Source organism: Variovorax sp. KK3 (genome assembly GCF_001984055.1).
Classification (GTDB): Bacteria; Pseudomonadota; Gammaproteobacteria; order Burkholderiales; family Burkholderiaceae_C; genus Variovorax.
Genome location: NZ_LYVO01000013.1, coordinates 16,353 through 34,130 on the forward strand (window position 1 = coordinate 16,353; position 17,778 = coordinate 34,130).

Annotated in this window: 16 protein-coding genes and 1 riboswitch; of the genes, 15 read left to right on the forward strand and 1 reads right to left on the reverse strand. The window is 68.2% G+C overall.

Features of this window, described 5'->3' with window-relative positions; all coding sequences use genetic code 11:
* The first annotated feature begins 34 nt into the window (after nt 1-34).
* From B0W80_RS08605 to B0W80_RS08670, 14 genes are all read left to right on the forward strand, one after another.
* Entirely contained in the window at nt 35-460 is a 426-nt protein-coding gene (locus tag B0W80_RS08605; protein WP_076998712.1) for an SWIB/MDM2 domain-containing protein, read from the forward strand.
* 145 nt (nt 461-605) lie between these two features.
* Nucleotides 606-1,253: a TetR/AcrR family transcriptional regulator gene (locus B0W80_RS08610; RefSeq protein WP_076998713.1), complete on the forward strand. Its 648-nt coding sequence runs from the start codon at nt 606-608 to the stop codon at nt 1,251-1,253.
* Between the two features lie 191 nt (nt 1,254-1,444).
* Nucleotides 1,445-2,380: a tripartite tricarboxylate transporter substrate binding protein gene (locus tag B0W80_RS08615; RefSeq protein ID WP_076998801.1), complete on the forward strand. Its 936-nt coding sequence runs from the start codon at nt 1,445-1,447 to the stop codon at nt 2,378-2,380.
* A 30-nt stretch (nt 2,381-2,410) separates the two neighbouring features.
* A complete protein-coding gene (locus tag B0W80_RS08620; RefSeq protein ID WP_076998714.1) occupies nt 2,411-3,586 on the forward strand; it encodes a Gfo/Idh/MocA family protein in 1,176 nt (391 codons plus the stop codon).
* A gap of 13 nt (nt 3,587-3,599) precedes the next feature.
* A complete protein-coding gene (locus tag B0W80_RS08625) occupies nt 3,600-4,790 on the forward strand; it encodes a dihydrodipicolinate synthase family protein (protein WP_076998715.1) in 1,191 nt (396 codons plus the stop codon).
* 22 nt (nt 4,791-4,812) lie between these two features.
* Nucleotides 4,813-5,835, forward strand: a complete 1,023-nt coding sequence (locus B0W80_RS08630) for an NAD(P)-dependent oxidoreductase (RefSeq protein WP_076998716.1) — start codon at nt 4,813-4,815, stop codon at nt 5,833-5,835.
* Nucleotides 5,836-5,854: 19 nt separating this feature from the next.
* On the forward strand, nt 5,855-6,922 hold the full coding sequence (locus tag B0W80_RS08635; RefSeq protein ID WP_076998717.1) for a dihydrodipicolinate synthase family protein: 1,068 nt from the start codon (nt 5,855-5,857) through the stop codon (nt 6,920-6,922).
* Between the two features lie 66 nt (nt 6,923-6,988).
* Nucleotides 6,989-7,999, forward strand: coding sequence for a tripartite tricarboxylate transporter substrate binding protein (locus tag B0W80_RS08640; RefSeq protein ID WP_076998718.1), 1,011 nt, complete (start codon nt 6,989-6,991; stop codon nt 7,997-7,999).
* The gene (locus tag B0W80_RS08645) at nt 7,996-8,586 is read left to right on the forward strand and encodes a tripartite tricarboxylate transporter TctB family protein (RefSeq protein ID WP_076998719.1); all 591 of its coding nucleotides are present in this window, start codon (nt 7,996-7,998) and stop codon (nt 8,584-8,586) included. Before B0W80_RS08640 ends, B0W80_RS08645 begins: the two co-directional genes overlap by 4 nt.
* Nucleotides 8,587-8,598: 12 nt before the next feature.
* Nucleotides 8,599-10,125 carry a tripartite tricarboxylate transporter permease gene (locus tag B0W80_RS08650; RefSeq protein ID WP_076998720.1) on the forward strand — a complete coding sequence of 509 codons (1,527 nt, stop codon included), beginning with the start codon at nt 8,599-8,601 and terminating at the stop codon, nt 10,123-10,125.
* A gap of 68 nt (nt 10,126-10,193) precedes the next feature.
* Nucleotides 10,194-10,988: a sugar phosphate isomerase/epimerase gene (locus B0W80_RS08655; RefSeq protein WP_218668879.1), complete on the forward strand. Its 795-nt coding sequence runs from the start codon at nt 10,194-10,196 to the stop codon at nt 10,986-10,988.
* Nucleotides 10,981-12,396, forward strand: a complete 1,416-nt coding sequence (locus tag B0W80_RS08660) for an enolase C-terminal domain-like protein (RefSeq protein ID WP_076998721.1) — start codon at nt 10,981-10,983, stop codon at nt 12,394-12,396. The genes B0W80_RS08655 and B0W80_RS08660 overlap by 8 nt, the downstream gene beginning before the upstream one ends.
* A gap of 35 nt (nt 12,397-12,431) precedes the next feature.
* Nucleotides 12,432-13,310 carry a sugar phosphate isomerase/epimerase gene (locus B0W80_RS08665; protein ID WP_076998722.1) on the forward strand — a complete coding sequence of 293 codons (879 nt, stop codon included), beginning with the start codon at nt 12,432-12,434 and terminating at the stop codon, nt 13,308-13,310.
* Between the two features lie 48 nt (nt 13,311-13,358).
* Complete coding sequence (locus tag B0W80_RS08670) at nt 13,359-14,465, forward strand: DNA glycosylase AlkZ-like family protein (RefSeq protein WP_076998723.1); 1,107 nt, start codon at nt 13,359-13,361, stop codon at nt 14,463-14,465.
* A gap of 24 nt (nt 14,466-14,489) precedes the next feature.
* On the opposite strand, the gene B0W80_RS08675 is transcribed toward B0W80_RS08670, so the two are convergent.
* A complete protein-coding gene (locus tag B0W80_RS08675; RefSeq protein WP_083745263.1) occupies nt 14,490-16,727 on the reverse strand; it encodes a DUF6351 family protein in 2,238 nt (745 codons plus the stop codon).
* A 269-nt stretch (nt 16,728-16,996) separates the two neighbouring features.
* A riboswitch (FMN riboswitch) is annotated at nt 16,997-17,153 on the forward strand.
* A gap of 87 nt (nt 17,154-17,240) precedes the next feature.
* On the opposite strand from B0W80_RS08675, the gene B0W80_RS08680 reads away from it, so the two are divergent.
* Nucleotides 17,241-17,753 (forward strand): 6,7-dimethyl-8-ribityllumazine synthase, encoded by a 513-nt coding sequence (locus B0W80_RS08680; protein ID WP_076998724.1) that lies wholly within the window; start codon nt 17,241-17,243, stop codon nt 17,751-17,753.
* Nucleotides 17,754-17,778 lie beyond the last annotated feature (25 nt).

Consider the following 17,778-nt stretch of genomic DNA (forward strand, 5'->3'; position numbering starts at 1 on the left):
TGAAGAGTGTCCAATCCAAAAAAGGAAATCAACCATGGCAACTGCAAAGAAGGCTCCGGCCAAGAAAGCGCCGGCAAAGAAGGCTGCTCCCGCAAAGAAGGCCGCTGCTCCGGCCAAGAAGGCTGCTCCTGCGAAGAAGGCTGCTGCTCCGGCAAAGAAGGCTGCTGCGCCGGCCAAGAAGGCTGCTGCAAAGAAGGCCCCCGCCAAGAAGCGCACGCCCAACGCTGCGTTCATGAAGGCCCTGACCCCCAGCCCGGCGCTCGCCGCCGTCGTGGGTTCGACGCCTCTGCCGCGCACCGCCGTCGTGAGCAAGCTGTGGGACTACATCAAGAAGAACAATCTTCAAGACAAGGCCAACAAGCGCAACATCAACGCCGACGCCAAGCTGAAGGAAATCTTCGGCAAGCCGCAAGTGTCGATGTTCGAATTGGCCTCGCTCATCGGCAAGCACGTCAAGTGACCCGACGGCGCCTCTGGCGCTTTCCTCAAAAAGCCGGCGCAAGCCGGCTTTTTTCTTGCCCGTCGCGGCGGAGTATCGTGAGCGGCAACCCGCCGCAGCCCCACGATCGCTTGCGTTAATTCTCCAACTGGTTAAATTCCGCCCCATGAAAGCCCCACCCCCAGAGGTCGCGGAACCGCGCTCGCGCGATGCCGACCGCTCACAGCTCGCGATCCTCGATTCGGCCCGCGACGAATTCGCGCAACGCGGCCTCGCCGGCGCGCGCATGGACAGCATCGCCGAGCGCGCAGGGCTCAACAAACGCCTGATCTACTACTACTTCGGCAGCAAGGACGACTTGTTCCTCGCCGTCCTGGAGCGCACCTACGCCGACATCCGCGATGCCGAGCAGCAATTGCACCTGGACGAGGTCGAGCCGGTCGAAGCCATCCGCCGGCTGGTCTCCTTCACCTGGCACTACTACCTCGACCATCCTGAGTTCATTACGCTCCTGAACAGCGAGAACCTGCACCGCGCGGCGCATCTCAAGCGCTCCGAACGCATCCAGGACATGAACTCGCCGCTGGTCCAGTTGCTCGACGGCGTGCTCGAGCGCGGCCGGCGCGACAAGCTGTTCCGCGCCGGCATCGATCCGGTGCAGCTCTACATCTCGATCGCCGCGCTCTGCTACTTCTACCTGTCGAACAACGACACGCTGTCGGCCATCTTCGGCCGCAACCTGCGCGCCCCGAAGGCCATGGCGCAGCGCCTGTCGCACATGACCGACCTAGTGCTCGGCTACGTGCTCCACTGATACGGGTATCTCCTAAGGCCGGCCCGTTGACGGGCCAGCGAGCGCATTCCTAGAATCGATAATTCACTTAATGGTGAATTGCTGGCCGACATTTGGCCGGCTGCATCCGGTTCTGCATTCGCGATCGAAGCTCACCCTCAGGAGACACTCACGTGCCACGCACCACCCGCCGCCACGCCCTCATCGCCGCCATGGCCCTCTGCACCGCGCTGGGTGCGAGCGCACAGAACGGCTATCCGAACAAGCCGATCCGCGTGATCGTGCCTTTCGCCGCGGGCAGCACCACCGACATCATTGCCCGCGCCATCGCCGACAAGATGGGCACGAGCATGGGCCAGACGCTGGTCATCGACAACCGCGGCGGCGCCAGCGGCACCATCGGCCAGCAAGCCGTGGCTACGGCCGCGCCGGACGGCTACACGATCATGATCCACTCGTCGTCGCACACGGTCAGCCCCTCGACCTTCGCCAAGCTGCCCTTCGACACGGTCGGCGACTTCGCCGGCATCACGCCGATCTCGTCCCTGCCCAACGCGCTGGTGATCTCGCCATCGAAGAACATCAAGACGCTCAAGGACCTGGTCGCCACCGCCAAGGCCAAGCCCGGCACCGTCAACTTCGCCTCCGCCGGCCAAGGCAGTGCCACGCACCTGAACGCCGAGAAGTTCAAGATGGCCGCCAACATCGACGCGACCAACATCCCCTTCAAGGGCTCGGCCGAGGCCGTGACCGAGGTGCTTTCGGGCCGCGTCGACTACTACTTCTCGCCCATCGCACCGGTCATCGGCCAGATCAAGGACGGCCAGCTGCTGGCCCTGGCCGTGGGCTCGCCCAAGCGCGCGGCCGCACTGCCGGACGTGCCCACCACCGCCGAGGCCGGCGTCCCCGGCTCCGAGTTCAACTTCTGGATCGGGATGATGGCGCCGGCCAAGACGCCGCGCGACATCGTCAACCGCCTGCACGACGAGGTGGCGAAGGCGCTCGCCAGCCCCGAGGTGAAAGAGCGCTTCCTCAAGCTGGGCGCCGATGCCTGGACGCTCAAGCCCGAGCAGTTTGACGCCTACATCAAGGAAGAAATCACCAGCAACGCCAAGCTGGTGAAAGCCGCCGGCCTCACGCCGCAATGACCCGCAACCCCTGTTCATCGATCACCTGACATGGCCACCCAACGACTCGGACTCATCATGCACGGCGTCACCGGACGCATGGGCATGAACCAGCACCTCATCCGCTCCATCTGCGCCATCCGCGCGCAGGGCGGCGTCACCCTTTCCAACGGCGATCGGGTCATGCCCGACCCGATCCTGATCGGCCGCAACGCCGAGAAGATCGAAGCGCTGGCCAAGGCCCACGGCATCGATCGCTGGGGCACCGATCTCGACGAAGCGCTTTCCAACCCGGACGACACCGTCTTCTTCGACGCCGGCACCACGCAGATGCGCCCCACCCTGCTGGCCAAGGCCATCCGCGCGGGCAAGCACGTCTACTGCGAGAAGCCCATCGCGACCAACCTCAACGAGGCCGTGGAAATCGCGCGCCTCGCGCAAGAAGCCGAGAGGACCCGCGGCCTCAAGCACGGCGCCGTGCAGGACAAGCTCTTCCTGCCCGGCCTGCGCAAACTCGACATGCTGCGCCGCGCCGGCTTCTTCGGCCGCATGCTCAGCGTGCGCCTGGAGTTCGGCTACTGGGTGTTCGAAGGCGACCTGCAGCCGATCCAGCGGCCATCGTGGAACTACCGCCAGGAAGACGGCGGCGGGATGATCCTCGACATGATGTGCCACTGGCGCTATGTGCTGGACAACCTGTTCGGCGAGGTGAAGTCGGTGTCCTGCCTGGGCGCCACCCACATCCCGACGCGCTGGGACGAAGCCGGCAAGCCCTACGAGGCCACGGCCGACGACGCCGCCTACGCCACCTGCGAACTGACGGGCCACAACGGCGAACCGGTGATCGCGCAGCTCAACATGAGCTGGGTGACCCGCGTGCGCCGCGACGACCTGGTGACCTTCCACGTCGACGGCACCGATGGCTCCGCGGTGGCCGGGCTGTCGTCCTGCCGCGCGCAATCGCGCGTCGCCACGCCGCGCCCGGTGTGGAACCCCGACGAGAAGCAGACGATGAACTTCTTCGACCAGTGGCAGGAGATCCCCGACTCGCAGGTCTACGACAACGGCTTCAAGCTGCAGTGGGAGCACTTCATCCGCCACGTGGTGGAAGACGCGCCGTACAAGTGGACGCTGCCCGAAGGCGCCAAGGGCGTGCAGTTGGTCGAAGCCGCGCTGGCGAGCTGGAAGGAACGTCGCTGGATCGACGTGCCGGCGCTCAAGGTCTGAGGCGGGCACTGCCATGGCCCTGACCCTGACGCTTCCCTCCGCCACCGGCGGCGGCCTCGCGCCCTACACGCTGCGCGGCACGACCCCGGTCAAGCCACCTGCAGGCGTGAAATTCGATCGCATCGCCTACTCGGCCGCGCACGTGGTCGCCGACCCGCTGGCGGCCATCGACCCCTGGCTGCAATGCGCCGTCGATTGGGACGCCACCATCGCCTACCGGCGCCACCTGTGGTCGCTGGGCCTGGGCGTGGCCGAGGCCATGGACACTGCCCAGCGCGGCATGGGCCTGGACTGGCCGACCTCCCTCGAGCTGATCCGCCGCTCGCTCGACGCCGCGAAAGACGTGCCTGGCGCCTTCGTCGCATCGGGTTGCGGCACCGACCACCTGAGCCTGGTCGACGTGAAGAGCGTCGATGACGTGATCCGCGCCTATGAAGCGCAGATGGAAGCCATCGAGGCGCTGGGCGGCAAGCTGATCGTGATGGCCAGCCGCGCGCTGGCGCATGTTGCAAAAGGCCCGGCCGACTACGAGCGCGTGTACGACCGCATCCTGCGCCAGGCGAAGCAGCCGGTGGTGCTGCACTGGCTCGGCGACATGTTCGACCCCGCGCTGGCCGGCTACTGGGGCACGAAGAACGTCGATGCCGCCATGGACACGGCGCTGGGCATCATCGCCGCCCACCCGCACAAGGTCGACGGCATCAAGATCTCGCTGCTCGACAAGGACAAGGAGATCGCGATGCGCCGCCGCCTGCCACAGGGCGTGCGCATGTACACGGGCGACGACTTCAACTACGCGGAGCTGATCGCCGGCGACGGCTTCGGCGACGAGATCACGCACGGCCAAAGCGACGCGCTTCTGGGCATCTTCGACGCGATCGCGCCAGCCGCGAGCGCAGCCCTGGGCGAACTCGCGCAGGGCAACACGGAGAAGTTCCATGCCATCCTCGGCCCGACCGTCCCGCTGTCGCGCCACATCTTCGCGGCGCCCACGCGCTTCTACAAAACCGGCGTGGTGTTCATGGCCTGGCTCAATGGCCACCAGAAGCACTTCACGATGGTGGGCGGCCAGCAGAGCACGCGCTCGCTGCCGCACTTGGCCGAACTGTTCCGGCTGGCCGACCAGGCCAACCTGCTCGAGCAGCCGGAGCTCGCGGTGGCGCGGATGAAGACGCTGCTGGCGCTGCACGGCGTCGAGGCCTGAACCACGACACGGGGAATCGCACATGCCATTGCCCGACCGCATCGACGACCTCGAACAGCTCGAAGAACTGCTGTCCCGCCCATCCGACGCGCTTGCGCAGACGCTCGGGCAAGTCGACGGCGACATCCTCGTGCTGGGCGTCGGCGGCAAGATGGGTCCGTCGCTCGCCCGCATGGCGAAGCGGGCGGGCCCCGGGCGCCGCGTGATCGGCGTGGCGCGCTTCTCCGAGCAAGGGCTGCGCGAACGGCTCGAAGCCCAGGGCATCGACTGCATCGAAGCCGACCTGCTGTCGCGCGACGCGCTGGCGGCGCTGCCGGATGCGCCCAACGTCGTTTTCATGGCCGGGCGCAAGTTCGGCTCGGCCGGCAGCGAATGGCTGACCTGGGCGATGAACGGCCACGTGCCGGCGCTGGTGGCCGAGCGATACCGCGGGTCGCGCATCGTGGCCTTCTCGACCGCCTGCGTGTACCCCTTCGCCGACGTGCGCGGGCCGGGCGCGCGCGAAGAGGTGCCGCCCACGCCGCCGCCGGGCGAATACGCGAACTCCTGCGTCGCGCGCGAGCGGCTCTTCGAGCATTTCTCGCATCTGCACGGCACGCCGGGGCGGCTGATCCGGCTGTCCTATGCCATCGACATGCGTTACGGCGTGCTGCACGACCTGGCGCAAAAGCTCGTCGCGCGCGAGCCCATCGACTTGGCCATGGGCCACGCCAACATCATCTGGCAGGGCGAAGCCAACGACTGGACACTGCGCGCGCTCGCGCACTGCGATACGCCGACCTCGCCGCTCAACTTGAGCGGCCCTGCCATCTCGATCCGCGAGGCCGCCGAAGGCCTGGCCGAGCGCTTGGGCGTGGCGCCGGTCTTCACCGGCCGCCCCGCCGACACCGCCTGGCTCATCGACTGCTCGCGTGCATTCGCACTGTTCGGCCCGCAGCAGATCGAGCTGCGCCGCATGCTCGACTGGACCGCCGACTGGGTCGGCCGCGGCAAGGCCAGCCTGAACAAGCCCACGCATTTCGAGGCGCGAGACGGCCGCTACTGATCCGACCCACAACCCCGCCATGCACCACGCCCAGATCCCGCCCGCCTCGCTCGCACTGCTGAAGCGCGGCACCGCGATCCCGGCGCACCTGCTGGCGCTGGACGCGAACCGCAGGCTCGACGAACGCCGCCAGCGCGCGATGAGCCGCTACTACCTCGACGCAGGCGCAGGCGGCCTGGCGGTGGGCGTGCACTCGACGCAGTTCGCGATCCGCGAGAAGGGCCTATACAAGTCCGTGCTCGAACTCGCGATGCAAGAGGCGCTGCATTGGGAGCCGCTCGATGGCCGGCGCCCGCTCTTCATGATCGCGGGCCTCGCCGGCCCGACCGCGCAGGCCACGGCCGAGGCCGAAACGGCCCTCTCGCTGGGTTACCACGCCGGCCTGCTGAGCCTGGCCGCGCTCAAGGGTGCCGACGAAGACGCGCTCATCGCGCACTGCCGCGCCGTGGCCGAGGTCATGCCGCTGGTCGGCTTCTACCTGCAGCCGGCCGTTGGCGGCCTGCATCTTCCGGCCAGCTTCTGGCGCCGCTTCGCCGCGATCGACAACGTGGTCGCGATCAAGATGGCACCCTTCAACCGCTACCGCACGCTCGACGTGGTGCGTGGCGTCATCGAGGCCGGCGCCGAGAACCGGATCACGCTCTACACCGGCAACGACGACCACATCGTGCTGGACTTGCTGGCGCCCTTCACGCTGATGCGCGATGGACGGCCGGTCACGATGCGCATCCGCGGCGGCCTGCTGGGCCACTGGAGCGTGGGCACGCGCCGCGCCGTCGAGCTGCTGGCGCACATCCACCAGGCCATTTCGAAGGGCGAGGCACCGTCAGAGCTGTTGGCTCTCGACGCGCAGATTACCGACTGCAACGCCGCCTTGTTCGACGTCGCCCACGACTTCCACGGCTGCATCGCCGGTTGCCACGAGGTGCTGCGCCGCCAAGGCCTGCTCGAAGGCATCTGGTGCCTGGACACGAACGAAGGCCTGAGCCAAGGCCAGGCCGACGAGCTGACGCGCGTGCACGACGCGTACCCCCATCTGCACGACGACGACTTCGTCGCCAACCACCTGGCGCGCTGGCTCGGCTAGCGCGCCTTCCTGTTTCGAGCATTCCCGGCATCCGTTTCCCAGTCCAACTCATCCACAGGAGACACCATGCAGAAGCGCCACCTGATTCGAAGCATCGCCCTTGCAGCCGCATGGGCCACGCTGGGCTCGCCCGCGCTGGCACAGGAATGGAAGCCTTCGCGGCCGGTCACGATCATCGTGCCCTGGGCCGCCGGCGGCTCCACCGACCAGGTGACGCGGGTGACGGCGGCCGAGATCGAGAAGACGCTCGGGCAGAAGGTGGTGATCGTCAACCAGCCCGGCGCCTCGGGCTCCATCGGCAGCAAGAGCGCGCTCGACGCGGCGAAGGACGGCTACACCTGGACGGCCGGCGCGGCCCAGGATCTGGGCTCCTACGAGACGCTGGGCATGCTGAAGACCAAGATCGCCGACTGGCACATCTTCCTCAACGTCGCCAATGTGCAGGTGATCGGCGTCAACGCCGGGGCGCCCTACAAGAACGCGAAGGAACTGCTCGACGCCATGAAGGCCAAGCCCGGGCAGATCAGCGTCGCCACCGCAGGGGTGACCTCGGCCGGCCACAACGCAATGGAGCTGATCGCGAAGAGCACCGGCGTGAAGTACCGCCACGTCACCTACGACGGAGGCAACCCGGCCGTGGTGGCCACCGTGGCCAACGAGACCGAGGTGACCACGCAGCTCGCCGTCGAGCAGGCCGACATGATCCGCGGCAAGCGCATCCGGCCGCTGGCCACCGTGAGCGACAAGGCGCTCGAGCTGGAGGGCTACGGCACCATCGAGCCGCTGTCGAAGACGCTCGACGGATTCAAGGCGCCGGCCAACTACTTCGGCATCTTCATTCCCAAGGGCGTGCCCGACGAGGTGGTGAAGACGGTCGAGAAGATCTGGGTCGACAACATCGCCAAGAGCGACGTGCTGAAGAAGTACGCCACCAGCCGCGGCGCCCTCTTCGCGCCGCTGCACGGCGCCGAGGCCCAGGCCGCCGTCACGCCCGCCATCCAGGCCAACACCTGGCTGCTGTTCGACAGCGGCAAGGCCAAGGTCTCGCCCGACACGCTGGGCATCGCGCGGCCGTGAGCACCGCCGAACACGCGTCGACGCAGGCGGAAGCCCACGCCGAGCTCGAAGCCGCCGCGGCCGCGGCGGCCGCACAGGAGCGCAAGACCTCGCCGCGCGCCGACCTCTGGCAGGCGCTGGGCTGGATCGTGTTCGGCATCGCCACCACCATCGGCGCCCTGCGGATGGACCGGCTGGAGAAGCAGGACATCAATCCCTACACGGTGCCTGGCCTGCTGCCAGGCTTCCTGGGCGGGGCGATCGTCTTCTTCGGCCTGCTGATGCTGTGGCGCTCCTGGCGGCGACTCGCCGCACACCCGCACGTGCCGCATGCGCGCACGGCAGCCGATCGCGCCGAGACGAAGCGCATGTGGACCGTGCTGGCGCTGTGCGTCGGCTTTGCCCTGGGCCTCGTCGGCCACGGCCTGCACTTCTGGGTGGCCGCGGCGCTGTTCGTCACCGTCACCATCAGCCTGCTGCAGTTCGCCGAGCGCGGCGCGAAGAACCAGCGTCTGCGCGGCCTGGCCTTCGCACTGGCCGTCGGCCTGGGCGCCGGCATCGTCATCACGCTGGTGTTCCAGGAGTTCTTCCTGGTCCGCCTGCCCTGAGGGAGGAACTTCATGCTCGAAGGTCTTCAGATGCTGGGGCACTCGTACCTGAGCTTCCTGAACTTCTGGTCCATCGTGTACGGCCTGGGCGGTGCGCTGCTGGGCATCCTGGTGGGCTGCATGCCGGGCCTGTCGGCCACGCTGTGCATCGCGCTGCTGACTACGCTCACCATCAAGATGGCGCCCAACGACGCCATCCTGATCCTGATCTGCGCCTACGTCGGCACGCTCTACGGCGGCAGCCGCAGCGCGATCCTGCTCAACATCCCGGGCACCGCGGCCAACGCCGCGTCGTGCGCCGACGGTTATGCACTGGCGCGCAAGGGCGAGGCCGGCCGCGCCATCGGCATCGCGACCTCGGGCGCCTTCACGGGCACGCTCTTCGGCGTGCTGTGCCTCGCGATGTTCACGCCGGCGCTGGCGGAAATCGCCCTGTCCTTCGGCGCCTTCGAGTTCTTCTGGCTGGCGCTGTTCGGTGTCGCGATGTCCGGCAGCATCGTGGGCGAAGACCCGATCAAGGGCTGGCTGATGGGCTGCCTGGGCCTGCTGTTGGCGCAGGTGGGCCAGGAAGGCCTGTACGCATACGACCGCTTCACCTTCGGCTGGGACGAGTTGTCGGGCGGCATCGCGCTCATTCCCGCACTGATCGGCGCCTTCGGCTTCGCAGAGGTGCTGACCTCGCTGGCCGACCCGATCGAACGCAAGATCGTCGCGCTGAAAGACTCCGTGCTGCCGCGCTTTCGCGAGGTGTTCCAGTACTGGCGCACCGTCATCCGTTCGGGTGTGATCGGCGTGGTCACGGGCATCCTGCCGGGCATCGGCGAAGACTCGGGCGCCTGGATGTCCTATGCGGCGGCCAAGTCGGTGAGCCCCGAGCGCGAGCAGTTCGGCAAGGGCTCCATCGACGGACTGATGGCGGCCGAGACCGGCGACATGTCGGCCATTCCGGGCGGCATCATCCCGGCGCTGGCGCTGGGCATCCCGGGCTCGGCGCCGGCCGCGGTGCTGATGGCCGCGATGATCATCCACGGCATCCAGCCCGGGCCCATGCTGATGATCAAGACGCCGCAGTTCGTCTACGACGTGGTGGCGATGACCACGCTGGCCACCATCAGCATCCTGATCTTCGGCCTGTTCCTGGTGCGGCCGCTGCTCTACGTGCTGCGCGTGCGCCGCACGGTGCTGATGCCGGTGATCTTCGTGCTGTGCACGGTGGGATCGTTCGCCATCGCCTCGCGGCTGTTCGACGTGTACGTGATGCTGACGATCGGCATCGCGGCCTTCTTCCTGCGCCGCCGCGGCTACGAGATGGCGCCGTTGGTGCTGGGCCTGGTGCTGGGCGAGCTGCTCGACAAGAGCCTGCGCCGCGGGCTGGTGCTGTCGGACGGCAGCCTCGCGCCCTTCTTCACCCGGCCTATCTGCGCGGCGCTCGCGGCCGTCACGCTGCTCACGATGCTGATGTACATCCCCGCCGTCAACCAGCGCTTGCGCCGGGCCTGGGGCGGGGCCAAGCGCATGGTGCTGCGCCGCAGCGCCTGAGGAACGGGCTGGGACATGAAGATCGCGCTCTGCAACGAGGTCCTGAAGGACCTGCCATTTCCCGAGCAATGCCGCGCCGCGGCGCGCTCGGCTACGACGGGCTGGAGGTCGCGCCGTTCACGCTGGCCGCCGACCCCATGGACATCGGCGACGCGCAGGCGCGCGATTTCGGCCGCATCGCCCGAGACCACGGGCTGGAGATCAGCGGCCTGCATTGGTTGCTGGTCGCACCGGCCGGCCTGTCGATCGTCAGCGTCGACGCGAGCCTGCGGCAGCGCAGCACCGCCGTGATGCAGCGGCTCGTCGAACTGTGCGCGTTGATGGGCGGGCGCTACCTCGTGCACGGCTCGCCGCGGCAGCGCAGCGTGCCACCGGGCGACACGCGCGACGCCGCCCTGGCGCGCGCCAAGGAATGCCTGGCAGCCGCGGCGCAGGCAGCGCAGCAATGCGGCGTGGTCTACTGCATCGAGCCCTTGTCGCGGGTCGAAACCGATTTGATCAACACCGTCGCCGAGGCCGTCGAGCTGGTGCAGGCCATCGATTCCCCGGCGTTCAAGACCATGATCGACTGCAGCGCCGCCGGCCAGGTCGAGCATGAAGACGTGCCGGCCCTGATGCGCCGCTGGATGCCCGGCGGCCACATCGCCCACGTGCAGCTGAACGACCCGAACCGCCGCGGGCCCGGGCAGGGCGAGATGCGCTTCGCGCCCATTCTGGCGGCGCTGCGCGAGATGCAGGCCGCCGGCCACTACACAGGCATCGCGGCGGTGGAGCCCTTCGACTACGTGCCGGACGGCATGGGCTCGGCGGCCCGCGCCATCGGCCATCTGCGCGGGCTCGAAGAGGCCGCCGCCCATGGCTGAGGCACCCCGCTTCGCGATCCGCGAGATCGCCCTGTTCGAACGCCCGGTGGCATTGCGCCTGCCCTTCCGCTTCGGCGTGGTCACGCTGACCGAGTGCCCGCAGGCTTTCGTGCGCGCGCGCATCGAGTTCGCCGACGGCCGAACCGCCTGGGGCGCGGCGGCCGAGCTGATGGCGCCCAAGTGGTTCGACAAGAACCTGGCCCTCAGCAACGAAGACAACTTCAACCAATTGCGGCGCGTGACCTCGCTGGCACGCGAGGCCTACCTCGGCGACGGCTCGACCGCGACCGCGTTCGGGCACTTCGCGCGGCATCACGATGCGCATCTGCGAACTTGCGGCGCACTGGGCTTCAACCCGCTGCTGGCGGCCTACGGCCCGGCGCTGGTCGACCGTGCCGTGCTCGATGCACTGTGCAGGGCGCTGGACATTTCCTTCTACGAGGCGATGCACGGCAACGCGGCCGGTGTCGGCCCGGCACGTCCGGAATTCGCAGGCCTCGACTTCGACGCATTCCTCGCGGGGCTCACGCCGGCGCCGACGATCGAGGCACGGCACACCGTCGGCATGGTCGATGCGATCACCGCCGCCGACCTGAAAACGCCAGTGGCCGACGGATTGCCCGAGACGCTGGAGCAGGTCGTGCAGCGCTACGGCCACCGCTATTTCAAGCTGAAGGTCGGTGGCAAGATCGACGAAGACGTGGCGCGGCTCTCGGCCATCGCCGCCGTGCTCGACCAGGCAGCTGCGCCCTACTTCGCCTCGCTCGATGGCAACGAGCAGTACACCGATGCGCACGGCATCGCCGAGCTGATGGCACGCATCCGCGAGACACCGTCGCTGGCGCGCCTGCAGCAGTCCATCCTCTTCGTCGAGCAGCCCATCGCACGCAAGTCGGCGCTGAGCATCGACCTGCGTGGCGCGGCCATCGGCAAGCCGGTGATCGTCGACGAGTCCGACGGCGAGCTCGACAGCTTCGTCCAGGCCCGCGCGCGCGGCTACGCCGGCGTGTCCTCCAAGACCTGCAAGGGCTTCTACAAGTCGCTGCTCAATGCGGCGCGCTGTGCGGCGTGGAACGCGCAGCGAACGGACCTGCGCTACTTCATGTCGGCCGAAGACCTGACGACCCAGGCCGGCCTGGCGGTGCAACAAGACCTGGCGCTGGTCGACCTGCTGGGCATCACCCACGTCGAGCGCAACGGCCATCACTACGTCGATGGCATGGCGGCCCTGCCGGCTGCGGAACAGCAGGCGTTTCTCGACGCGCACGGCGACTTGTACGAACGCTCGCACGGCGCGGTTCGCCTGCGCATCCGCGACGGGCGAATCTCCCTCGGCTCGCTGGACTGCGCCGGCTTCGCCAGCGCCGCGATGCCCGATTTCGACGCGATGACGCCGATGGCCGGCTGACCGCATTTTTCTTCTCTCCGCTCTTCACTTTTCCCATGCGCGACTTTTCTCAGAACCACGACTGGCTTTCCATCAACACGGCCACCATCCGCAAGCAGCATGGCGCCGAGGTGCCCCTCGATCGATTGATCGACCAGTGCGCGGCCCACGGCGTCCGCGCCATCAGCCCCTGGCGCGACCAGGTGGCGGCGGTGGGTCTGGAGCGCATCGACAGGCAACTGCGTGCGCACGGCATCGGCCTGTCGGGCTACTGCCGCGGCGGCTTCTTCCCCGCGCCCGACGCGGCCGGGCTGAAGGTCGCGCTGGACGACAACCGCCGCGCCATCGACGAGGCCAAGACCCTCGGCGCGCCTTGCGTCGTGCTGGTGGTCGGTGGCCTGCCCGGTGCACTCGATGGCAAGGCGCATTACCGAGACCTCGGCCGCGCACGTGGCGAGGTGCACGACGGCATTGCCGCTTCGCTCGAATACGCACGCGAGGTCGGCATGCCGCTGGCCATCGAGCCGCTGCACCCCATGCAGGCGGCCGACCGCGCCTGCATCAACACGCTGGAGCACGCGCTGGACCTGTGCGACGAACTCGATCCGCAAAAGACCGGGATGCTCGGCGTGGCACTCGACATCTACCACGTGTGGTGGGACCCGAAACTGCAGCAGCAGATCGCGCGGGCCGGCCGCGAACGCCTGCTGGCGTACCACGTGTGCGACTGGCTCACGCCCACGCGCGACCTGCTGAACGACCGCGGCATGATGGGCGACGGCGTGGTCGAGTTGCGCAAGGTGCGCGGCTGGGTCGAGGACGCAGGCTTCGCCGGCTACAGCGAGGTCGAGATCTTCTCCGCGCTCGACTGGTGGAAGCGCTCCGGCGAAGAAACCCTCGCCACCTGCATCGAGCGGCATCGCAGCGCGGTCTGAGCGGCGGGCGAGCTGCAGCCGGCACCGGCCTGTGCTGCAATCCATCGCATGCCCGGCCCTACGCTCGATGACCTGCGCCGCTACGCGGTGGCGCGAACCCTTTTCAAGCCCACCACCCTGCCGGGCGCGATCCGGCGCCTGGGCTTCGTGCAAGCCGACCCCATCCGTGCGCCGGCCCGTGCGCAAGACCTGACGCTGCGCCATCGCGTCAAGGATTACCGCGCGGGCGACCTCGAGCGCCGCTACATCGCGTTGCCGATCGAAGAGGACTGCCTGGTCAACTACGGCTTCCTGCCGCGCGAGCACCTGGCGCTGATGCACCCGCGCGAGGCCAAGGAACAATGGGATGCCGAGACGCACCGCAAGGCCGCCGAGGTGCTGGCCTTCGTGCGCGAGCGCGGCCAGGTGCATCCGCGCGAGGTCGAAGCGCATTTCACACATGGCCGCATGAAGAACTATTGGGGCGGCTCCGGCAACGCGAGCACGCACCTGCTCGACGGCATGCACTACCGCGGCATGCTGCGCGTGGTGCGGCGCGACAGCGGCACGCGCATCTATGAAGTCGCGGCCCATTCGCCGTCCGACGAAACGCCGGCCGGCCGCGCCGCACGCGCCGCCGCCCTGCTCGACCTGATCGTGCAGAAGTACGCGCCCCTGCCGGCCTCGAGCCTGACCTACCTGGTGCGCCTGCTCGGCTACGGCGCCCCGCACCTGGCGCAGCACACGCAGGCGGCACTGCGCATGGCGGCCGATCGCTTCGCCAGCTGCCGCATCGACGGCATCACCTGGTACTGGCCTGCCGACGAGAACCCATCGTCGCGCCGCCACGCACCCGACGAATCGGTGCGCCTGCTCGCACCCTTCGACCCGGTCGTGTGGGACCGCCGCCGCTTCGAGCTGCTCTGGGGCTGGCGCTACACCTTCGAGGCCTACGTCCCCGCACCCAAGCGCAGGCTCGGCTACTACGCGCTGCCGTTGCTGTGGCACGAGCGCGTGATCGGCTGGGCCAACGTCACGGCGCGGGATGGCCGGCTGCAGCCCTTGCTGGGCTACGCCGAACGCAAGCCGCGCGGGGCCGCCTTCAACGCTGCGCTCGACGAGGAACTGCAGCGCATGACGGCCTTCCTGGACGACAGCGCGCGCCGGGCGCGCTGACTGCCGAGCACCCGGTGCCGAGCGCTATTGGTAGATGTTCGCGGGTCCGAAGCGGCCGGACCCGTAGTCGATCCACGTGCCGGCCAAGGCAGGCTGAACCTCGCCGCGCACAGACCAGTCGCAGACCCCTTGCGGGAACGCGGCCTGCAGGCGGCTCTTCTGCGCCGCGGTGAACACCACCGCATAGGACGCGAAGTCGATCGGCGCGAGCTTGCACATCAGCACATCGTCGGTCCGGGGCGCGCCGGCTGCCGTGCGCGGGTTCTGGTGGACCGGCATGGCCTGGTTGCAAGCCGTCGCCGGATCCCACGAGATCGGCTCTTCGATCTTCGCGCCGTCGACCCAGCACGCATCCTTGAGCGATGCCGGCTTGTGGCGGATCACCTTCGTGGCCAGCGGCGCCTGCGACGCATCGCCGCGAATGGCCTCGAGCCAGTCGTTCAAGCCCAACAGCGCGAGCTTGTCGAGGTCGGGCGAGCCGGCACCGCGCGCGGTCCAGTTGACCTGGTTGGCCGTGGTCCCCCGCGCGTTCTGCAGGCGCTGCAGAAAGCTCAGGGTCCGGTCGCGTGTGTGGATGTCGCCCAGGTTGTCGCTGTAGATGCGGAAGTCGATGATGGGGATGCCCATGTTGTCGAAGTTCGTGACCAGCCGGCCGGTGGCGTAGGCCCTCGCGACACCGATCGGGTCGCCCCGCACGCGCCCGGTCGTCAGGTTGCCGTCGATGTCGACGCCACCGACCTTCTCGTTGAGATCGACGAACTCTTCGGGCGTGATCTTTCCGGCGTTGACCGCCTGCAGGCCGTACTGCACGCCCGCGTTGTCGTAGAACGATCGCGCGAAGCCGGTCTTCGGGTCCTTGCCCAGACTGTTGACGTTGCCGTCCCACAAACCGCCCCGCGCACCGGTGACGTTGGTGACCGGGTCGTAGCGCAGCGACGCCGGCACCACCGGCGAGAAGGTGATCGGGTTCGGCGAGTAGATGGCCGGCACGAAGCCCAGGTAGTTGTTCTGGCACACCGTCTGCCCGATCGCAGGGCCTGCATCGGCCACCGCTGCGCCATCGACGGCCGACCGGCGAATGCCGGTCCAGGCGGCCGGGTCGGCAGCGAGGCGGTTGAAGTAGTTGTTCAACGGACCGCAGTCGGTGACGGTCGGGACGATCGAGCCGATGTCCGGGAACGAATAGCTGGGCGTCAGTGCATCCAGCAGGCCCGGGTAGTTCTGCGCGATGTGATGCTGCTGGACGGAGCCGCCCGAGCCGCCCGATCCGATCGTGAACTTCGGCAAGCCGTACTGCTCGATGAAGCGCTCCTTGACCATCATGAGCGTCTCGGCGGACGTGACGTCGTCGAACGCGGTCCCGTAGGTGTTCCGGGTTCCGAACGCCACCGCGAAGCCCAGGCTCAGGGGCAGGTCCTGCAACGCGGACGAGACGAGGTTGCTGCCCGATCTGAATCCGGGGCTCGCGCCGCCGCCGAACGGGTAGGTGAGCTTGCCGTTCCAGCCGTCGCCCGGCTTCTTGCCGCCCTTGCGCCAAGGATCGCGAATCGGATTCGCCGGATCGTCGATGACGGCGATGCGGTAGATCGACTCGTCGATGGTGCCGGACTCGACCCGCACGATGTAGTTGACGGTCTTGCCTTCGGTCGTGACCGTGGTCGCCAGGTCGGCGGGGTACGGTGCAGCGAGGCTCGTAAGCGGCTCGAAGGTGCCGGCGCTCGTGCGGTAGAACCAGTCGTATCGGACCGCAGCGACGCAGGGGCCCGAAGCGGGCGGCGCCCCCAAGCCGGAAGCCTGTGTCTCGCAGATCCAGGGACTCTGCCGCGGCCCGGAGAAGATGGGGCCGGACGCAGGGAAGTTCTTCATCTCCAACCGGCCGACTTCCAGGCCGGCGACGAACGCCGTCAGCACGTTCGGGCCCGATGCCAGCCCGGTCAACAGCCCGCTCGTTGTCTTGGTCGACGCGTCGAACACCATCGGGTCGGTGACGTCCACACCGTTGAGTCGATAGGTGATGCCCTCCGCCAACACGCCGCCTGCAGTCGTCGCGGTCACGACCACGTCGCCACCGCTCACCATCGCGGGAAGCGTCGAGACCGTCGTCAACTTGAGTTCGGTCGATGCCGCCGAAGAGCCGCCGAAGCCCAGGGGCAGCGAATGCGAACCGCCTCCCCCGCCGCAGCCGTGGAGCGCCGCCAGGCAAACGCCGCCGACGATCAAGGCGGCAGCAGGAAAGGGGACGCGTCGAGTTTGGAATTGCATGTTTGTCTCGTGTGGGTCTTCATGGAATCGATGTGTGCCGTGGCCTCTTCCATCGATGGACCGATCCTAGAAACCGGCGACCGCGCGCACTATTGCGCATCGCGTCAATCCCATGGCAATTGACCTCAGGCCTCGGCGCGCGCCGGCCATGCCGAGTTCGCGTCGCGACCAGCAAATCCCCGCCGGCCCGAGGGCTGGCGCGGACGGGACAGCGCGCGCCACACTCGCCGCCTAGAATCGCCGGGCCGCCGCACGAAAGCGTGGCGGCAAAGCGTTCTCAGGGCGGGGTGCAATTCCCCACCGGCGGTGATGGCGACTTGTTCGCACGAGCCCGCGAGCGCCCGTGGCGCGCCATGCGCCGCGGGGTCAGCAGACCTGGTGAGATCCCGGGGCCGACGGTCACAGTCCGGATGAAAGAGAGCGCGGTCTCGTCGCCAGGCGGGTGCGTTCACGCATGCGCAGGCTTCGGGCTCGTGCGCCCTGATTCAGGCAACCCTTGCAAAGAGGCAAACCATGAGTCAGATCAACGACCTTCCCCTCTCCGCCGTGACCGCGTCCGATGGATCGCGCGGCCAGCGCATCGCCTTCGTGCAGGCGCAATGGCATTCCGACATCGTCCACCAGGCCCGCGACGCCTTTCTCGAAGAGATGCAGCGCCAGGGCGTGCCGCTGGACCGCATCGACGTCTTCGACGTGCCGGGTGCGTTCGAGATCCCGCTGCATGCCAAGCGCCTCGCGCGCTCGGGCCGTTATGCCGGCATCGTCGGCTGCGCGCTGGTGGTGGACGGCGGCATCTACCGCCACGAGTTCGTCGCCAGCACGGTCGTCGATTCGCTGATGAAGGTGCAGCTCGAGACCGACGTGCCCGTGTTCTCGGCCGTGCTCACGCCGCATCACTTTCACGAACACGTGGAGCACCGCAAGTACTTCCATCGCCATTTCGCGGTCAAGGGCACCGAGGTGGCCGAGGCCTGCGTGAAGACGCTGGCGGCGCTGAAGCAGGTCGACGCTTTGCTGGCGGCCTGATCCGACAAGCGGCGCGCGGCCGGCG